Consider the following 17,091-nt stretch of genomic DNA (forward strand, 5'->3'; position numbering starts at 1 on the left):
ACGTGGCGACCGCGTTCGAGGTGATGTTGCCGTTGCGCGCGGGTGGGTCGCGCGAGCCCCTGTTCTGCCTCCACCCGGTCGGCGGCGTCGCCTGGTCCTTCGCTGGCCTGGCGGCGCATATCGACCCGCAGCGTGGCGTCTACGGCCTGCAATCGCCCGCGCTGAGTTCCGCCGCGGCGCTGCCGGAGTCGATCGAGGACTGGGCCCGCCGCTACGTCCGCGAAATTCGCGCCGTCCAGCCCGAAGGGCCCTATCACTTGCTCGGTTGGTCGCTCGGCGGCGTGCTCGCGCATGCGGTCGCGGTCCAATTGCAGGACCAGGGCCAGCATGTCGCGCTGCTCGCCATGATGGACAGCTCGCGGCAGGTCACCGTCGACGCATCGGCGACGATCCCGGTCGTCGATCTGCTCGGCGGGCTGCTCGGTGACCGGGCCGAGGCCGCCGACGTCGCCCTCGATCCGGCCCAGTTGGCCAGGCGCATGGGCGAATTGCCCGAACCCTTTGCCTCGTTCGGCGCCGAACGGCTCGGGCGAATGGTGGCGGCGGGCGCGAATTCGCTGCGGCTGATCGCGGCCTACCGACCGCGGCCGTACAAGGGCAATCTCGTCTATTTCACGGCGGCGCTGGACGATCCCACCGGTGCGACAGGGGCGGCGACCTGGGCGGATGCCGTCGACGGCACCGTGCACAACCACGCGGTGCACGCCTCGCACTGGCGCATGACCGCGGAACCGGCGCTGGCCAGGATCGGCCACGTCCTCACCGCCCGCCTCACCGGCGCCGATCGCGCAAGGAGCCGCGAATTGTGACCGAAATCCCCTGAGGGTGCGGAGAACCCCCGAATCCACCCATATCGGCGGGGTGTGCCGGTTCACATCCCCCCTGCCGACCGGCACACCCCGCCCCCTACTCGTACTTCGCTGCGCCCCAGTGCATCATGGACGTATGACGAATCAACGGATCACCCCCACGCTGCAGGAGACGTTGATCCAAGCCGCCAACCGCTGGCAGGCCGGACGCCCGACACCCGCACAAACACAACAGATCAGCGGCTGGCTGAACGCGATCATGCACCGCGGCAGGCCGCAAGAAGCCGCGAACTCCTAGCGCCACAGCGGCGCCGACGGCCGACCCACCGCCGACCTCACCGATCGGCAACGCCACCGGTGAGGGGTCGAGCGAGCCGGTCGTCGAATGGTGCTCCGCTACGCCCTCGTTCGGGCCGACTCGACGACCGAGCGGGCGTGCTGCCGCCACTCGGTGACGGCGCGGCCACGGAATCCGGCCAGCGCGCCGTCGAACTGCGTTGCGCGCTTGGTGACGGTGAGGCCGATATAGGTGTGATGACTGGTGATCGCTTGTGTCGCAACGGAACACGCCTCGTCGATCTCGCCTGCGCTCAGCAACGCGGTGGCGTGTTCGAAGCGGACAAGGGCGGGTTCCATTGTTTCCTGCGGGTCATATCGGACCAGTGCACAGGCCGCCGCCTTGGCGGTTTCCGCGGCGCGACCGAGGCGCGAATAGCCAATCGCTTGATAGAAAGCGAGCTTTTCCGGTCGATAGGAAAAGATCCCCACCGTAAGCTCCTCCTGGCCAACATTTTCCAATGCACGGGCCGATTTCTCGATGCACCGCGCAAACTGGTCGGCATTGTCGAGACTGGCGTATGCCCTGGCCGCCATTCCCCACAACCAGGCCGCCGCTGGACCGTTCGTCGGATTATCGTCGAGACGGCCTGCGAGCAGGCTCAGAACTTCCTTCGGTTTATCGCTGTAAGTCGGTAGATATGCGAGACCGGCGAGTGCGATGTCCTCGGAATAACGATCTCCGATGTCCTGTGCCGCATGAATTGCGGTGCCGTACCACAGCCGGGCCTGACCGAAATGTCCTTCGTTGAACAAGATCTCGCCGACCACGTTGGCCAGCCTGCCCGCGGTGCGCACCAGCCGGACCTGATGGTGGGTGGCCTGCCGTTGCGCGAGAACGCCACGGACCGCGCGGAATTGCTCGAGCGTCGGGTGTAGCAGCTCGTGCGGCGGCACCTGCACCACTCGTTTGCCCAAGGCCTCGACCGTCTGCTCTAGCTGGCCGAGCCTTCGCTCGCTGATCGATCCGGCATCCAGGGTGGCCAGCATCTTCTCCGGCTCGCCCGCGACCAGCGCAGCCGCGGGGCCGGTGAGGCCAACCCCGATGCAGGCCAGCAACTCTCGCCTTCTCACGTCGTCATCCCCGACTTCCTTGTCGAGCCCGATTTCCCTACCGAGCTGGGTGTGTGTCTCGAGCGCCGAGTCGGTGTCCGCGTGGTCGACGGCGGTGTCCCGGCCTGTGGTGACAGACCGCTCGAACCGTGCGACAACGACCGGATCGGCTTCCGACACAACCCTGTCGAGCAGGCGTTGGCTTGCGGCATGCATCCGGGTTGTCCGGCCGTTTTCCCACAAGACCACCGTGCGCGGGGTGACGCCCACCAGACGCGCGAATTCGTACCGACTTCGCCGCATCGCGGCGCGAAGCGCACGGACATCCTCGCCCGTCCAGTCGATCTCAACCATAGGTCCCGCTTCCTCGTACCAGGCTGATACAAACGGAAACTACCCGCAATTACCGTATTCGGGTCTGTTATCTACCGAATCGCAACGTGCACGCTGAATCAGCACCCGGCGCCGGGGTTCTGCCCAAACCCTCACGAGGGCGCCGGTATTCCGGAACTCGACGCACGGTCCCGGCACGGCCCGATCCATCCGTGTCGCGCGCGAATCCGGAGGGCGCCTTCGGTGCCGGGTGCACTGACCTTTACGTGGAGGTGAACAATGGACGCATTGCGCTCGGACGATCGGGAATTGTGGCTGATCCAAAGCCGCGATTGCACGCAGGAACCGGTCGGTCTCAGCTACGACCGAGCGCGCTTCATTCGCACCGTCCACGGTGGTCACGGCGCCCACTGTCACCAATACCTGGCGGCCTCGGCCTTCTGCCTTCGCCGGGCCGCCGACAAGTGAGCCCGGCGGGACTCGATCTGAGCCGAGTCCCCGCCGGGCTCACGAAACGAAAAATCAGGCCGCTGCCGAGAGGGCCTCGAACTCCGTGTCGGTCAGCGTGATCCGCGCCGCCTCGGTGTTCTCTTCCAGATGCGCGATGCTCGCGGTGCCCGGAATCGGCAGCATCACGGGCGAGCGCCGCAGCAGCCACGCGAGCGCGAGCTGCGCGGGTGTGGCGCCATGGTCCTTGGCGATCGCGTCCAGCGGGCCACCCGGCCTGGCGAGTTCGCCGGTCGCGATGGGGTACCACGGGATGAACGCGAGGTTCTCGCGCTCGGCGTACTCGAGCACGTCCTCGTCGGTGCGGTTGGCGAGGTTGTAGAGGTTCTGCACCGAGACGATGGTGGCGAGCTCGCGGGCCTGCTTCAGCTGTTCGACGCTGACCTGGGACAGGCCGATGTGGCGAATCTTGCCCTCCTGCTGCAGCAGGGTGAGCTCGCCGAGCTGGTCGGCCAGCGGCACCTTCGGGTCGATGCGATGCAGCTGATAGAGATCGATGCGGTCGAGGCCGAGGTGACGCAGGCTGAGTTCGCTCTGCTGACGCAGGTACTCGGGCCTGCCGAGCGCACGCCAGTCGCCGGGGCCGCTGCGGGAGAAGCCGCCCTTGGTCGCGATCACCAGGTCGTCGGGGTAGGGGTGCAACGCCTTGCGGATGAGTTCTTCGCTGACGAACGGGCCGTACGAGTCGGCGGTGTCGATGAAGTTGATGCCGAGCTCGACGACTCGTCGCAGCACCCGGACCGCCTCGTCGGGATCCTCCGGATCGCCCCAGACGCCGGGGCCGGTCAGTCGCATGGCGCCGTAGCCGAGCCGATGCACGGGTAGGTCACCGCCGACGGCGAACGTGCCCGACGCTGCGGCGGGCCGGGCGTGCAGGTTGGTGCTCATAGTGTTCGGTTCCTTCCGAAGTGGAATTACGCGAAAGCGGACGAGCAAAAGTGACGTCGCGCGGCAACGTCGATATCGCGAGCAACGTCACTATCGCGCGAGGGATTCCCGATATGAGTATCGCGTTCGCGGCCGGTACACGTCAGGTGAGCGAGTTCAGCAGCTCCTCGGCGACCCCGGCGGAGGAGGCCGGATTCTGCCCGGTGATCAGATTCCGGTCGACCACGATGTTCGGCGCCCACGGCGCACCCTCGCGGAAGTCGGCGCCGATCTCGACCAGCCGGTCCTGCAGCAGCCACTTCGCCTTGTCCGCGAGCCCGCCCTGGATTTCTTCCGCGTTGGTGAAGCCGGTCACGGCGTACCCGGCGAAGGCGTTGGCGCCGTCCGCCTTCGTCGCGGCGAGCAGGGCGGCGGGACCGTGGCAGACCACCGCCAGCGGCTTGCCGGATGCCAGTGCGGCGGTGAGGATTTCGCCGGATACGGTGTTCACCGCGAGGTCCTCCATCGGGCCGTGCCCGCCCGGGTAGAAGACCGCGGCGTAGTCGGCGAGGTCGACCTCGGACAGCTTGATCGGGCTCCGCAGCTCGGTGCTCGCTGCCAGCGTTGCGGCGAATGCGTCGGCCCGGTCCTGTCCGCCGTTGGCGGCCGCGGCGAGGCTGCCTCGGTCGACGGGCGGTACCACCCCGTCCGGGGTGGCCACCACGACCTCGTGCCCCGCTTCCTTCACCGCCGCGTAGGGCACGGCGAACTCCTCGGCCCAGAATCCGGTCGGATGTTCGGTTCCGTCGGCAAGCGTCCATGAGTCGGCGCCGGTCATCACAAAAAGTATCTTCGCCATGCAGTCGACCCTAGGACCGGGTCAGTAAACTAGCCAATGGGAACGCCGATATCAGACATCGGAATTCTGATTGATCTTGCGCTCGGCGAAGACCGCGCGTGCCACGGTGATGCCGTTGAGCGCGGCGGGGAATCCCGCATATCCGGCCATCTGGATCAGCACCTCGACGACCTCCTGTTCGGTGCCGCCGACATTGAGCAGGCCGTGGATGTGCACGCCGAGTTGGGGTGCGACGCCGAGTGCGGTGCACATGGCGACGGTCACCAGCTCGCGGCTCTTCAGGTCGAGCCCGGGCCTGGAGTAGATGTCGCCGAAGGCGAATTCGGTGAGGAGCCTGGCGAAATCGGGCGCGATGTCCTGCAACGCGGCCACCACCTGTTCGCCCGCGTGCCCGTCGATCTCGGTCAAGGCGGCTGAACCGCGTGCGAATCGGTCACCCTCGGGTGCGCTGGGTGCAGGCGGTTCGGCGGGTAGGTCGGTGCGAGCGGCGAAGACCTCCCTGGCGACGGTCAAGCCGTTGAGCGCGGCCGGGAATCCGGCGTAGACGCTGGCGTGGATGAGGGTTTCGACGATTTCGGTGCGGGTGACACCGACGTTGAGCGCGCCGTCGAGGTGGAATCGCAACTGGGGTGCGGCGTTGCCGAGGGCGGCGAGGGCGCCGACCGTGGCGAGTTGCCGCTGGCGCAGGGTCAGGCCCTGGCGCGACAGGATGTCGCCGTAGCCGAACTCCACGGTGAGCCTGCCGAGGTCGGGAGCGATGTCGGCCAGGCTGTCGATCACGGCGGTCGCTGCCGGTCCGCCGATGCGCTGGAGCAGTGCCATGCCGCGCTCGTAGCGATCGAGCTGGGCTGCGGAGTTCTGGGTGCTGGTCATGGGCACGACTGTAAAAGTTGGAGTGCACTCCAGCGCAAGCTCTCATCCTCGAAGGGGAGGCAAGTTCAGGGGAGATCTCGGGGTCGGTCCCCGATGTGGGGTGCCCGCCGAGCTTCTAGCGTCGCAGGCATGCGATTCGCACCAGTGATTGCCGCCGTCTCCGGGCTGGTACTGCTCGCCGGATGTGCGTCCGACTCGCAGCCGGAACCGGAATCCGTGGTGTCGGACACCAGGATTCGCGCCGTTCAAGCCGACATCGACGGCCTCGTCGGTGCAGGCGTGACCGGGATGATCGCGACCGTCACCGAGAACGGTAAGACGGTGGCGCTCACCAGCGGGGTGGCCGATACCGCTACCAGGGCAACGATTCCCACCGACCCGCCGCAGCAGGTCAGGGTCGGCAGCATCAACAAATCCTTCACCAGCGCGATCGTGCTGCAGCTGGTGGCCGAGGGCAGGATTCGGCTCGACGAGCCGATCGACACCTATCTGCCCGGGGTGGTGCATGGCCAGGGGATCGACGGTCGCGCGATCACGGTGCGCCAGATTCTGCGGCACCAGAGTGGTTTACCGGACTTCGCCACGGACGAGCGGGTAGACGAATACCGGGCGGCGTTGCAGAACCGCATCATGACGCCGGACGAGGCGCTCGCGATCATCATGAGCAAGCCTGCGGATTTCGCGCCAGGCGCGCGCTTCGCGTACAGCAACTCGAACTACGCCGTCGCCGGTGTGTTGATCGAACGGGTCACCGGCGCGCGATACGCCGACGAACTGGACCGCCGCATCCTGAAACCGTTGGCGCTCAACGACACCTACTTTCCCGCCGCAGGCGAACACGACATCCGCGGGCCACACCCGAAGGGCTACGCCGAGATCGACGGCGTGCTCACGGACGTCACCCGCATCGAGCCGTCCGTCCCGTGGGCAGGCGGCGCGCTGGTATCCACCGGTGCGGACCTGAACCGTTTCTATGCGGCTCTCCTTTCCGGAAAAGTGGTCCCGGCCGCCGAGCTGCAGGAGATGCGCAACGACGTCGTCGCGGACGAGGGTCTCGGCCTCGACGAGCGTTACGGACTTGGCACCAGCACCGCCCGTTTGCCTTGCGGTGCAGAGTCCTTCGGCCACACCGGCGGCATCTACGGTTACATCGTCATCGCAGGCGCCACCGTGGAAGGCCGAGCCGTGACCTACGCCTTCACCAAGGAGCCCAAGGCTCTGCCCGACCTGACCGCCCTCCTGAGCCACGCGCTCTGCCCCTGATACCACTCTGCCCTCGAGGGGTCTCCGTCGTCCGGGTGCCGAGCACCCGGACGACGGTGCCATGTCAGATCAGGTTCTTGTGGTTGCGGATTCGGCGCCGGACGTCGGCCATCAGGGTGTGGGTGCTGCCGTGGCGGAGGAAGCGGGGGATGAAGCGATTGACGAACGCGACGAAAACGAAGAGGTGGTCGAAGCGGCGTTGATCGGTGGCGGTCCATTCGACGCCGAGTTGGTCGCGGAACAGCGGGGCCAGGAAGCCGATAGTGAGGAACCTCAACAGGTTTCGGAAGGGTAAGCGCAGGGACCAGTGGATCATGCGGAGGTCGAGCAGATCGTTCAGGTAAGCGCGGACGAACTCGTCGATCTCGACCTGCGCGCAGGCCTCGTTCCAGTACCGATCGAAATCGGCCCTGGTGGCCGGCCACATGTCGGCTGTCACCTGCAATGTGGTGCCGAGGGTCGAGGACGACACGTAGAAGGCCTCGGCCTGCTCGTCGCTCATCCTGCCCTGCAGCAGCTGGTAGGTGTCTTCGAAACCGATGTACAGGCAAGCGGCGACCCATAATTGGAGGCTGCGGTCGAAAGCGTTGTACTTCACCGGCGCGCCGGGAGCCGAATGTACTTGCCGGTGCGCGACATTCACCGCTTCGCGATAGGCGAGTCGCTCTTCTTCGGTGCCGAGGATGGCGACGGCGAGGTACTGGGTGGTGGTGCGGGCCCGCTTCCACGGATGCCGCATCAACGCCCCGGATTCGACCTTGCTCTCCGCGACCCCGTAGCCGACGCCGGGCCGCGCCATCTGCATCACCACGTTGGCCGCCGCACCGGCGAAGGACCAGAAGTCCAACGCGTCGGTGAGCGCGAGCGGCCGTTTGGTGACCGGGCGGTGGGTGGCGTCGATGGGGATTCGGGTGCGGTCTTTGGTAAACGTGGGTGCGGGCTGCGGGGACGGCGCTGCGGCGGTCATGGGAGTCCTTCCGTGTCTTGAACCGACTCCGGGGGCGAAGTATATGCCATGTGAACTGTTGCTAACTTATGTCTGCTTGCATCCTCCAGTCAACGGTCATGCATATGGTTATCGCAGCTAAAGCCCCTATGTATTTTCGCGGAACTCTTCCGAAGATGCCGGAATCGTGCGTAACATACGGGCCCATACCGGACCATGCGATGTCCGGCAGGATCCAGTGGCGGATCACCGACGATCCCGCCGCGGGCGGCCGGTCCCGCCCGACCGGCGCGCGAAAGGACACGCATGCTCAAGAGGCTGGATCGGATATTCAGCTACGAGATGAAGGTCTCGGAGTTCCTCGGCACGCTCATCATCCTCGGCGTTCCGTACGGGCTGATCGGCGTCGTCTGGACGCTCACGCACACCAGCCATCTGCGTGACATGCACGGCATCGACGTGATCATCTCGTTCCTCGGATCGATCGTGTGCTGGCCGGTGCTCACCTTCTCGAATGTGTGCATGACCTGATGATGGCGGCGGTGTGGTTGATCGACGTCCTTGTGATCGGCGTCAAGGTGCTCGGCGGGCGCACCAGGGTGCACCCGGTACTCCGGCTCGGGCTGTGGCTGCTTGTGCTCGGCGCCGTCGCGGCGGGCGTCGCCGCGGTCGGCTACCTCCTGGTGTTGCTGCAGCGGCAGCTGATCGCCTGAGCGTGGAGAGGGATATCGAGTGACGATCACCGAACGCGGCAGAACCGACCTGGAGCGGGCCGTCGACGACCTGCGCGGCCTGTGGCGGCGGCATCCGCAGCGTTCGCTGGAAACCCTTGGCAGACAAGTGGTTCTCGGCCGTGACGCGGTGCTCGAGTTGATGCGTGCGCTGCTCGCCCGCCGGTTTCCGTTCCAGGAGTTCATCAAGCAGTGCGCGTTCATGGCCAGTGTGTCCGCGGCGCCGACCGTGTTCGTCGCCATCCCGGTGGCGGTGGTTGTCTCGATTCAGTTGGGCGCGTTGGTGAGTCAGGTCGGCGCGACCACCTTCATCGGCGCGGTCAGCGGGCTCGGCATCATTCGCCAGGGCGCGCCGCTGGTCACCTCGCTGATGATCGCGGGCGCCGTCGGCTCGGCCATCTGCGCTGACCTCGGCTCCCGCACGATCAGGGAGGAGATCGACGCCATGAAGGTGATGGGCGTCGATCCGATCCGCAGGCTGGTCGCGCCGCGGCTGGCGGCCGCGGTCCTGGTGAGCATGCTGCTGTGCGGGTTCGTGGTGTTCGTTGGGTTCGCGACCGGTTACCTGTTCAACGTCTACGCGCAGGGCGGCACTGCGGGCTCGTTCATCAGCACCTTCGCGTCCTTCGCGGTGGCGAACGACCTGATCGTCGCGCTGCTGAAAGCCGCGATCTTCGGCGCACTCACCGCGATCATCGCCTGCGATATCGGCCTGCACACCAGGGGCGGGCCCGGCGGCGTCGCGAACTCGGTGAACGCGGCGGTGGTCAACTCGGCGCTGATGTTGTTCGCCACCAATATCATCATCACGCAGGTGTACAACACGCTGTTCCCGGCGAAGGTGCTCTGAGATGGGCTCGCGGTACACCCCACCAGCGTTGCGGCCCTTGCGGATGGTCGGAGGGGCGATGCGCGGGCCGGTGCGGCTCAACGAGCGGCTCGGCCACCAGGCCATCACGTTCGTGGCGGCGATCGCGGCGATTCCGTTCGTGCTCAAGCACTATCGCAAAGAGGTGCTGCGGCTGACCGCCGATGTCGGGTGGGGCAACGGGTCGCTGATCGTCGGCGGCGGGACCGTCGGCGTCGTGATCATCCTGTGCGGGTTCGGCGGCATCACCGTCGGCATGGAGTCCTACACGGCGCTGAACCTGCTCACAATGAACCCGCTGACCGGTGCCATCTCGGGGTTCGCCACCACCAGGGAGATCGGCCCGATCCTGGCCACGCTGGCCTTCGCCATCCAGGCGGGCTGCCGATTCACCGCGCAGCTCGGCGCAATGCGGATCTCCGAGGAGATCGACGCGCTGGAATCCATTGCCATCCGGCCGCTTCCGTACTTGGTGACCACCAGGATGATCGCCGCGACGCTGACCATTGTCCCGCTGTACAGCGTGGGTCTCGCGGTCGCCTATCTGATGACCAAGTTGTCGGTGCTGTTCCTCGGCGGTACCTCCGCAGGCACCTACGACCACTACTTCTTCCAGTTCCTCAACGGCGCCGACGTGTTCTTCTCGGTGCTCAAAGTGATGGTGTTCGTGCTGCTTTCGACGTTCCTGCAGTGCTACTACGGCTATGTCGCCACCGGCGGACCGGAAGGGGTCGGCCAGGCGGCGGGCCGGGCGATCAAGATGGTGATCGTCGTCATGGTCTTCGCGAATCTGTTTCTCACGCTGGCGATCTGGGGCATCGACCCCGGCTTCCGGATCTCCGGGTAGGCGCCGGATGCTCATCGACCCCAGTGGCCGCGGACCGAGCCCGGCGCAGCTCGCGCTCGCGGGCATCGCCCTCACGACGGTGACCGCGCTGCTGCTCGTGCTGCTCGGGCTGCGCTACACCGGACGCTTCGAGGACAAGGTCGGCGTCGTCGCCGTGCTCACCAGCACCGGTGACGGGCTGCCCGAGCACGCCGACGTGAAGTTCCGCGGCATGATCGTCGGCTCGGTCGCCGAGGTGCAGGTGGTCGCCAAGGGGGAGCGGCAGCGCGCCGCGCTCGACCTGAAACCCGATGTCGCCGCGCTGATTCCGGCCGCGGTAACGGCGCGGGTCATCCCCAACAACATCTTCGGGGTGACCGCGATCGAGCTCGTCGACAACGGCAGGAGCGCCGAAACCCTGCGGGCGGGCGCGGAGATCCCCGAGGACACCAGCGCGGGCACGGTGCAGTTGCAGACCACGCTGACCGTGTTGCGTGAGGTGCTCGACCGCATCCAGCCGGAGAAGCTCGGCCGGGTGCTCGCCACCCTGGCCGACGCGCTCGACCCGGCCGCGCGGGTGCCAGGTTCCACGATCGAACGGTTGGACCGCTGGCTCACCGAGGTGCACGCGATTCCCGGGATCGGTGATCTGCTCGGCAATCTCGGCAGGGCCGCCACTGCTTTGAGTGTGTCCGCGCCCGACCTGGTCGGCGTGCTTTCGGAGTCGGTGACCACCGCGCGCACGCTGACCGAGCGGCGGGACCAGCTGGTGGCGTTGCTGACCAACGCGAGTGGGGCGGTGGACTCGGTGAATTCGTTGTTCGCCCGCAATCCCGACGCGGGCAAGGACGTCGTCGCCGGTGTCGGCCAGCTGTTCGGCAGCCTGGCCGAGGATCCGCAGGCGCTCCAGGCGACGGCGGCGAACTTCAATGTGGCACTTGGCAAGTTGCGTTCGGTGTTCAGCTTCGGGCCGAGCCGTCAGATGGTGTGGAAGATGGACGTGTCCTTTACGCCGTTCAAGCAGTACACGGCCGCCGACTGTCCGCGGTACGGCGGCATGGCCGGACCGCGGTGCGGCGGCGCCAGTGTCCCTGATGTCGCTCCACCGCAGGACTTTCCGTCGCAGTTGGTGCCGAACTGGCTGCCCGCCGCCGGTCCACGGCCGGTGCTGCCCGCGGTGCCCGGCATTCCCGCACTGCCGACGATTCCGGGACTGCCGATGATTCCCGGACTCACCGCACCGGCGGCGGCGCGGGATCCGGCACCGAACCCTGCTGATCCCAGCGGTTTACGCGGCACCGACGCGGTGGCCGCGATCGTCGGCGGCCCACCGAACGCCGCGCAGTACCTGTTGCTGTCACCGCTGCTGGCCGGCGGCTCGCTCACTCCGGCGGACAAGGGCGGTCGCTGACCATGAAATCAGGAAAGGCACTGGCCGGGTTCAGCCTCTTCGCCATCGTCGCGATCGTCTTGACCTACACGATCTGGTCGACACTGCAGCGTTCGGTGACCGGCGACACCGATTCCTACTCCGCGACCTTCTCCGACGTGCTCGGCCTTCGCGTCGGCGACGACATCCGGATGGCGGGGGTGCGCGTCGGCCGGGTGGACCGGATCGACTTCGACGGTGACTACCGCGCCCGCATCGACTTTCGCATCCAGGATCGCCAGCGACTGACCACGACCACGAAAGCGCTGGTGCGCTACCAGAATCTGATCGGCCAGCGCTATATCGCGCTGGTGCCGGGGGAGGGCGGCGGACAGGTCATGGCGGCAGGCTCGGCGATCCCGATCGAGCGCACCGAGCCCTCCTTCGATGTCTCCGGGCTGCTGTCGGGGTTCGAGCCGCTGTTCAGCGTGCTGCAACCGGATCAGATCAATTCATTGTCGGAGACGCTGATTCAAGCTTTGCAGGGCAACAATGTCTCGCTCAGTGCGCTGATCACCCAGGCCGCCGAGCTGGCAGGCACTTTCGGGCAGCGGGACAAGATTCTGGGTGACGTCATCAGCAATCTCAGCAGCGTCATCGCCGGGCTCGCGCACCGCAGCGGCGAGCTGGAAACGCTGATCACCCAGGCACGTTCGCTGGTCGATTCGTTGTATGCGCAGGGCGAGTCGCTCAAGAGCTCGGTCGATCAGGTGGCGACCTCGACCGATGCGCTGGCACGCCTGATCGGTCAGGTGAAGCCGAATATGGCTCGGGCCCAGAACGATGCGACACGCGGCGTGGCGTTGCTGCTGCTCAACGGCGCCTCGCTCGATCAGGCGGCGGTCGAATTGCCGACGCTGCTCAACGGCATCGCCAGGTTCACCAGTTACGGCGCGTACGGCAACGCCTACATCTGCCGGTTGGATGTGTCGCTCTGGGGCGTGCTGCTCCCACCAGGGCTGTTCTCGCAGATCGGCGGCAACGCGCAATCGGAGGTGTGCCGGTGAAGACACGAGTGCGATCGCTGTTCGGACGGGTGCGGCTGCCGCGGAACCGGCTGCTGTGGCTCGGCCTGCTCGCGGCGGGGTCGGTGGTGCTGTTGCTGGTCGGCTCCAGCGTGCTGTCCGAGGCTCGGCTGGGCGACAAGACGATCCAGGCGGAGTTCGCCCAGGCGGCGGGGCTGCGGGCGGGCGCGTCGGTGGATGTGTCCGGCATCGAGGTCGGCGCGGTGCGCGCGGTGCGGCTCGACGGCGCCAAGGTCCTCGTCGACCTGCGCGTGCGCGGAGATCTGCGGCTCGGCCCGGACGCCCGCGCGGCCATCAAGATGACAACCATCCTCGGCAAGCTGCACGTGGAGCTGGTGCCTGGCAACGGAAAAGGCCTGCCGGGCAATCGGATTGCCCTGGCGAACACCTCGGTGCCGTACAACCTCGGCAAGGTCATCCGCGATCCGGCGTACAAGTCGTCGTTCGAGCGGATCGAGCGGATCGATCCGGCCAAGCTGCGGCAATCGCTCGACCTGCTGAGCAAACAGATGGGTGATTCGCCGCAGCTCACCGTCGAGGCGTTGAACAGCATCGGTGCGCTCGCCAAGGTGATCAACGATCGGCGCGACGAGGTCGACGTGCTGTTGAAGGGCATGGATCAGGTCTCCCAGCTGGTCTCGGACAACCGCAACAGCGTGCTGCTGCTGTTGACCAGGGGCGAGGCGATCGGCAACGCCGTCGCGCTGCGGCAGCAGCTGCTGAAGTCGTTGCTGGACAACGTCGCCGAGCTCTCCCGCCTGCTGCAGGAGATGGGCCTGGAGAACAACGACCAGCTCGGGCCGTTGATCCAGAGTCTGAACACCATGTCGGAGGGCCTGGAGAAGAACAGGGACAACCTCGACTCGCTCTACGAGATCATGCCGGTTGCCTTGCGCCAGTTCAACAATGCGCTCGGCAACGGCCCGTACGGCGATGTGTGGGCGCCGTGGGTCTTCCCGGACAACTGGTTGTGTTTCGCGGGTGCGGTACAGGGGTGCAAATGATGAAGATAGGGACGTTCCTGAAAACCGCTGTCCTGTGTGTGGCGGCGGGCGTGGCGTCCGGCTGCTCGCTGCTGCCGGACAGTCTGAGCGGGCTGCCGGATCAGTATCTTGCCGAACACCTGCGGATCAGCGCCGATTTCGAGAACGTCGCCGGGCTGTACGCGGGCAACGACGTCGCGATCCTCGGCGTCCCGGTCGGCCGGGTCGACACGGTGACGGCCAGGGGCAGCTATGTCGAGGTGACCATGTCCATCGACAAGAACGTCAAAGTGCCCGCCGACGCGATTGCCGCGCTGGTGTCGCCGCAATTGATCACCAACCGCCACGTCGAGCTCGCGCCCGCCTACGAGGGCACGGGACCGGTGCTGGCGGACGGCGCGCACATCCCGCTCGAACACACCCGCACCCCGGTCGAACTCGATCGCATCCTGGAGAACTTCGATCAGCTCGGCCGAGCGTTGAAGGGCGACAACGAGACAGGGCCGATGGCGAGCCGGGTGCTGTTCCCACTGCTCGACGGCAACGGGGACAAGCTGCGCGCGACGCTCGACGCGATGTCCTCGGCCTTCGAGGTGAGCCTGGCCAACGGCGATCAAATCTCCAACACCATCGTCAAACTCAACGAGATCACCCAGATCATCGCCGAGAACGACCAGACGGTGCGCGATTTCAGCGGCAGGCTCACCGAAATGGTTCAGCTCATGGGTGATCAGGCGCCGGGGCTGCAGGCGGTGCTCACCCAGCTCAACGACTTCGTCACCAATACCGCGACCGTTGTCGGTGGCAATCGCGAGCAATTGCTCGGTGCACTCACCCGATTCACCACGCTCACCGGGCAGATGCGCGCCAACGCCCGCTCGCTCACCGAGATCGTCGATGTCGGGCCGCTGTTCTTCCAGAACCTGAACAACGCGACCAGCCGCGAACATCAGGCGCTGCGCCTGCACGGACTGCTGGACAAGGCGGTCCTCGACGGTGAAGCACTTTCGGTGTTCTGCGAACGCGTGCAGATGCGGCTCGACGGGTGCCGCACCGGCAAGATTCAGGACTTCGGCCCGGACTTCGGGCTCACCGCCGCACTGCTCGGACTGACCAAATGAGCAGGCGCGCAGGGGCTTTGGTGGTGGCGCTGGTTGCGCTCAGTGCGTCGGCGGGTTGCGCGGTCACCGTGGACAATGTGCCGCTGCCCAAGCCAGGTATCGGCGGCCCCGGCTACACCCTGCACGCCGAGTTCCGCGACGCGCTCAACCTGCCCGCGAACGCGCACGTCAAGATCGGCGGCACCGATATCGGCATGGTGTCCGCGATCAGCACCACCGATTTCGTCGCCGACGTGGAAATGCAGATCCGCGCGGACATTCAGCTGCCGCGCGGCACCACCGCCGAGCTGCGCCAGGCCACTCCGCTCGGCGACATGTTCGTCGCGATGACGTTGCCTGCCAAACAGGACAGCGCTGAGCTGCTACGGCCCGGCGACACCATCGCGCCCGACCGCACCTCGACCGGCGCCTCGGTGGAGCAGCTGATGATGTCGATCTCGCTGCTGCTCAACGGCGGCGGCCTCAACCAGGCGGCGCGGATCACCGCCGAGATGAACTCCATGGTCGGCGGGCGTGCGCCCGAGCTGTCGCATCTGCTCACCGAGATGACCGATGTGCTCGCCGCACTCAACCGGCGCACCGCCGACGTCGACAGCGTGCTGTCCGGGTTGAACACGCTGACCGGTGAATTGGCAAGGCGCAAAGCCGAATTGGGTGCGGCGGCGGACACCTTCCCGCCGCTGATCGGGTTGGTCGCCGAAAACAACAAGGCCATCGCCGATCTCATCGCCAAGGTCTCGGTGACGATGGCCGCGCTCGGCGACTTCACCGACACCACCGGGCCGGAGTTCCTCGGCCTGTTCGACAGCATTCAGCGGTTGATGTCCGGGTTCGCGCAGATGGGCGGCGATCTGGCGGGGACGCTCGATGGACTGCACGCCATCTATCCGTCGGTGATGGCTGGGCTGGACGGCCCGGTGCTCGCCGTCGCCGCCACCGTGTCCTACCTCAGCGTCGGCGCGCTCACCGACCCGAAGGGCTCGCGACCGCCTGAGATCGGTGATGTGCCTGCTTTTATCGGCAGCCTGGCGCAGGTCATCGAGAAGGTGCTCGGTCGGCTGCAAGGCGGTGGGCGATGAATCCGCCGTTGTGGCAATGGCTGGTCCGGCGTCGGACCGCGGTAGCGAATATCGGCCTGGTCGTCGTGCTCGTGCTCGGGGTGTCCTATCTCGGCGCCAATGTGCTGCGGTTCAACCCGCTGCCGAGCACGTACAAGGTGCGGGTGGAATTGGCGAACTCGGGTGGTCTGGCGCCGAACAACGACGTCACCTTCCGCGGTACCAGGATCGGCCGGGTCGACGATGTCCGCATCTCCGGTGACGGTGTCGCGGCGATCGCCGAAATCGACAAGGCCGCAAGGATTCCGGTGGGCGGCACCGTCGCGGTCGGCAGGCTGTCCGCGGCGGGAGAGCAGTATCTCGACTTCCGCCCCGACGCCGACAGCGGCCCGTATCTGATCGATGGCGCGGTGGTCGCGCGTGCCCAGACCGCCGTGCCGGTGACGGTGCAGTCGGTGCTGGCGAACATGAGCGGGCTGATCGCCGGAATGAACCCCGCGCGGCTCAACGTGATCATCGATGAGCTCGACAAGGCGCTGGCTGGCGGCCCGGATCGGTTGCGCAACATGATCTCCGGCATCAGCAGGGCCATGGCCGGGTTGACCGACCTGCTGCCGCAGACCCGCCAGCTGGTCGCGAATCTCCAGGTGATCGCGGAGACCACCGCACACGCGCAACCCGACCTGACCACGTTGACAACCGGGTCCAGCGCGCTGTTCCAACAGTTGACCGCCGCGGATCAGGAGGTCCGCGCCTTCCTCGAGCTCGGGCCGGGCCAGCTGGCCACCCTTGGCGGCATCGTGCACGACACCGAGGACCCGGTGACCAATTTGGTCACCAACTTCGTCGCAATCACCAAGGCCGCGAAGCTGCGCGCGCCTGCCATCGCCGCGCTGTTCCCCGCGCTGCGTGCGGGTTCGGAAGCCATCGGAATTCCCGCGCACGACAACGCTTATCACACCCTCATCGACCCGTGGCCGCGGCCGAGCTGTGATTACGACACGGTGCCCGTTGTGCCGACGACAGCGACCGTCGACACCAGGGTCCGGCTCTACAACTACTGCGTCACCAGCGATCCCGCGCTGCAGATCCGGGGTTCGGCGAACGCGCCACGACCGAATGTGCCGGACAACGGTTCCGGTCCGCCGCCCGGCGTGACCGGTAATGAGCTGTCCCGTCCGGCGCCTGGCAGATAGGAGCATTT

18 protein-coding genes (1 of these 18 cut by a window edge) are annotated in these 17,091 nt (G+C 66.6%); 13 read left to right on the forward strand and 5 right to left on the reverse strand.

What is annotated here, in order from left to right; all coding sequences use genetic code 11:
- Positions 1-809 carry the final stretch of a non-ribosomal peptide synthetase gene (locus tag NA11_RS22385; RefSeq protein WP_069163921.1) on the forward strand. The gene continues 24,499 nt to the left of window position 1, outside the view, so the window shows 809 of its 25,308 coding nt (coding positions 24,500-25,308); the start codon falls outside the window, past its left edge; the stop codon is at positions 807-809.
- Positions 810-945: 136 nt separating this feature from the next.
- A complete protein-coding gene (locus tag NA11_RS45760; protein WP_167837704.1) occupies positions 946-1,107 on the forward strand; it encodes a hypothetical protein in 162 nt (53 codons plus the stop codon).
- Between the two features lie 98 nt (positions 1,108-1,205).
- On the opposite strand, the gene NA11_RS22390 is transcribed toward NA11_RS45760, so the two are convergent.
- The 4 genes from NA11_RS22390 to NA11_RS22410 all read right to left on the reverse strand — a co-directional run bounded on the left by NA11_RS22390 (position 1,206) and on the right by NA11_RS22410 (position 5,637).
- Positions 1,206-2,552 carry a helix-turn-helix domain-containing protein gene (locus NA11_RS22390; RefSeq protein ID WP_069163922.1) on the reverse strand — a complete coding sequence of 449 codons (1,347 nt, stop codon included), beginning with the start codon at positions 2,550-2,552 and terminating at the stop codon, positions 1,206-1,208.
- Between the two features lie 501 nt (positions 2,553-3,053).
- Positions 3,054-3,926, reverse strand: coding sequence for an aldo/keto reductase (locus NA11_RS22400; RefSeq protein ID WP_069163924.1), 873 nt, complete (start codon positions 3,924-3,926; stop codon positions 3,054-3,056).
- 142 nt (positions 3,927-4,068) lie between these two features.
- Complete coding sequence (locus NA11_RS22405; RefSeq protein WP_069163925.1) at positions 4,069-4,764, reverse strand: type 1 glutamine amidotransferase domain-containing protein; 696 nt, start codon at positions 4,762-4,764, stop codon at positions 4,069-4,071.
- 51 nt (positions 4,765-4,815) lie between these two features.
- Positions 4,816-5,637: a carboxymuconolactone decarboxylase family protein gene (locus NA11_RS22410; protein ID WP_069163926.1), complete on the reverse strand. Its 822-nt coding sequence runs from the start codon at positions 5,635-5,637 to the stop codon at positions 4,816-4,818.
- Between the two features lie 129 nt (positions 5,638-5,766).
- On the opposite strand from NA11_RS22410, the gene NA11_RS22415 reads away from it, so the two are divergent.
- Positions 5,767-6,900 carry a serine hydrolase domain-containing protein gene (locus NA11_RS22415; protein ID WP_069163927.1) on the forward strand — a complete coding sequence of 378 codons (1,134 nt, stop codon included), beginning with the start codon at positions 5,767-5,769 and terminating at the stop codon, positions 6,898-6,900.
- Positions 6,901-6,964: 64 nt separating this feature from the next.
- Here NA11_RS22415 and NA11_RS22420 read toward each other — a convergent pair whose 3' ends face one another.
- Positions 6,965-7,867 (reverse strand): oxygenase MpaB family protein, encoded by a 903-nt coding sequence (locus NA11_RS22420; protein WP_069163928.1) that lies wholly within the window; start codon positions 7,865-7,867, stop codon positions 6,965-6,967.
- A gap of 285 nt (positions 7,868-8,152) precedes the next feature.
- Here NA11_RS22420 and NA11_RS22425 point away from each other — a divergent pair, with 285 nt between their 5' ends.
- Genes NA11_RS22425 through NA11_RS22470 form a run of 10 tightly spaced genes read left to right on the forward strand, consistent with a single transcriptional unit; the run spans position 8,153 to position 17,083 of the window.
- Entirely contained in the window at positions 8,153-8,377 is a 225-nt protein-coding gene (locus tag NA11_RS22425; protein ID WP_069163929.1) for a hypothetical protein, read from the forward strand.
- Positions 8,377-8,559, forward strand: coding sequence for a hypothetical protein (locus tag NA11_RS22430; protein WP_069163964.1), 183 nt, complete (start codon positions 8,377-8,379; stop codon positions 8,557-8,559). Before NA11_RS22425 ends, NA11_RS22430 begins: the two co-directional genes overlap by 1 nt.
- Before the next feature lie 19 nt (positions 8,560-8,578).
- Entirely contained in the window at positions 8,579-9,427 is an 849-nt protein-coding gene (locus NA11_RS22435; protein ID WP_069163930.1) for an MlaE family ABC transporter permease, read from the forward strand.
- Position 9,428: 1 nt separating this feature from the next.
- Positions 9,429-10,292: an ABC transporter permease gene (locus NA11_RS22440; protein WP_069163931.1), complete on the forward strand. Its 864-nt coding sequence runs from the start codon at positions 9,429-9,431 to the stop codon at positions 10,290-10,292.
- Positions 10,293-10,299: 7 nt separating this feature from the next.
- The gene (locus tag NA11_RS22445) at positions 10,300-11,682 is read left to right on the forward strand and encodes an MlaD family protein (protein WP_069163932.1); all 1,383 of its coding nucleotides are present in this window, start codon (positions 10,300-10,302) and stop codon (positions 11,680-11,682) included.
- A gap of 2 nt (positions 11,683-11,684) precedes the next feature.
- Positions 11,685-12,707, forward strand: coding sequence for an MCE family protein (locus NA11_RS22450; protein ID WP_069163933.1), 1,023 nt, complete (start codon positions 11,685-11,687; stop codon positions 12,705-12,707).
- Positions 12,704-13,729 (forward strand): MCE family protein, encoded by a 1,026-nt coding sequence (locus tag NA11_RS22455; RefSeq protein ID WP_069163965.1) that lies wholly within the window; start codon positions 12,704-12,706, stop codon positions 13,727-13,729. Before NA11_RS22450 ends, NA11_RS22455 begins: the two co-directional genes overlap by 4 nt.
- Complete coding sequence (locus NA11_RS22460) at positions 13,729-14,829, forward strand: MCE family protein (RefSeq protein WP_069163934.1); 1,101 nt, start codon at positions 13,729-13,731, stop codon at positions 14,827-14,829. Before NA11_RS22455 ends, NA11_RS22460 begins: the two co-directional genes overlap by 1 nt.
- Positions 14,826-15,908, forward strand: a complete 1,083-nt coding sequence (locus NA11_RS22465) for an MCE family protein (protein ID WP_069163935.1) — start codon at positions 14,826-14,828, stop codon at positions 15,906-15,908. The genes NA11_RS22460 and NA11_RS22465 overlap by 4 nt, the downstream gene beginning before the upstream one ends.
- Positions 15,905-17,083 (forward strand): MCE family protein, encoded by a 1,179-nt coding sequence (locus tag NA11_RS22470; RefSeq protein ID WP_069163936.1) that lies wholly within the window; start codon positions 15,905-15,907, stop codon positions 17,081-17,083. Before NA11_RS22465 ends, NA11_RS22470 begins: the two co-directional genes overlap by 4 nt.
- Positions 17,084-17,091: the final 8 nt, after the last annotated feature.

The sequence above is a fragment of the Nocardia altamirensis NBRC 108246 genome (genome assembly GCF_001612685.1).
Taxonomy (GTDB): domain Bacteria; phylum Actinomycetota; class Actinomycetes; order Mycobacteriales; family Mycobacteriaceae; genus Nocardia; species Nocardia altamirensis.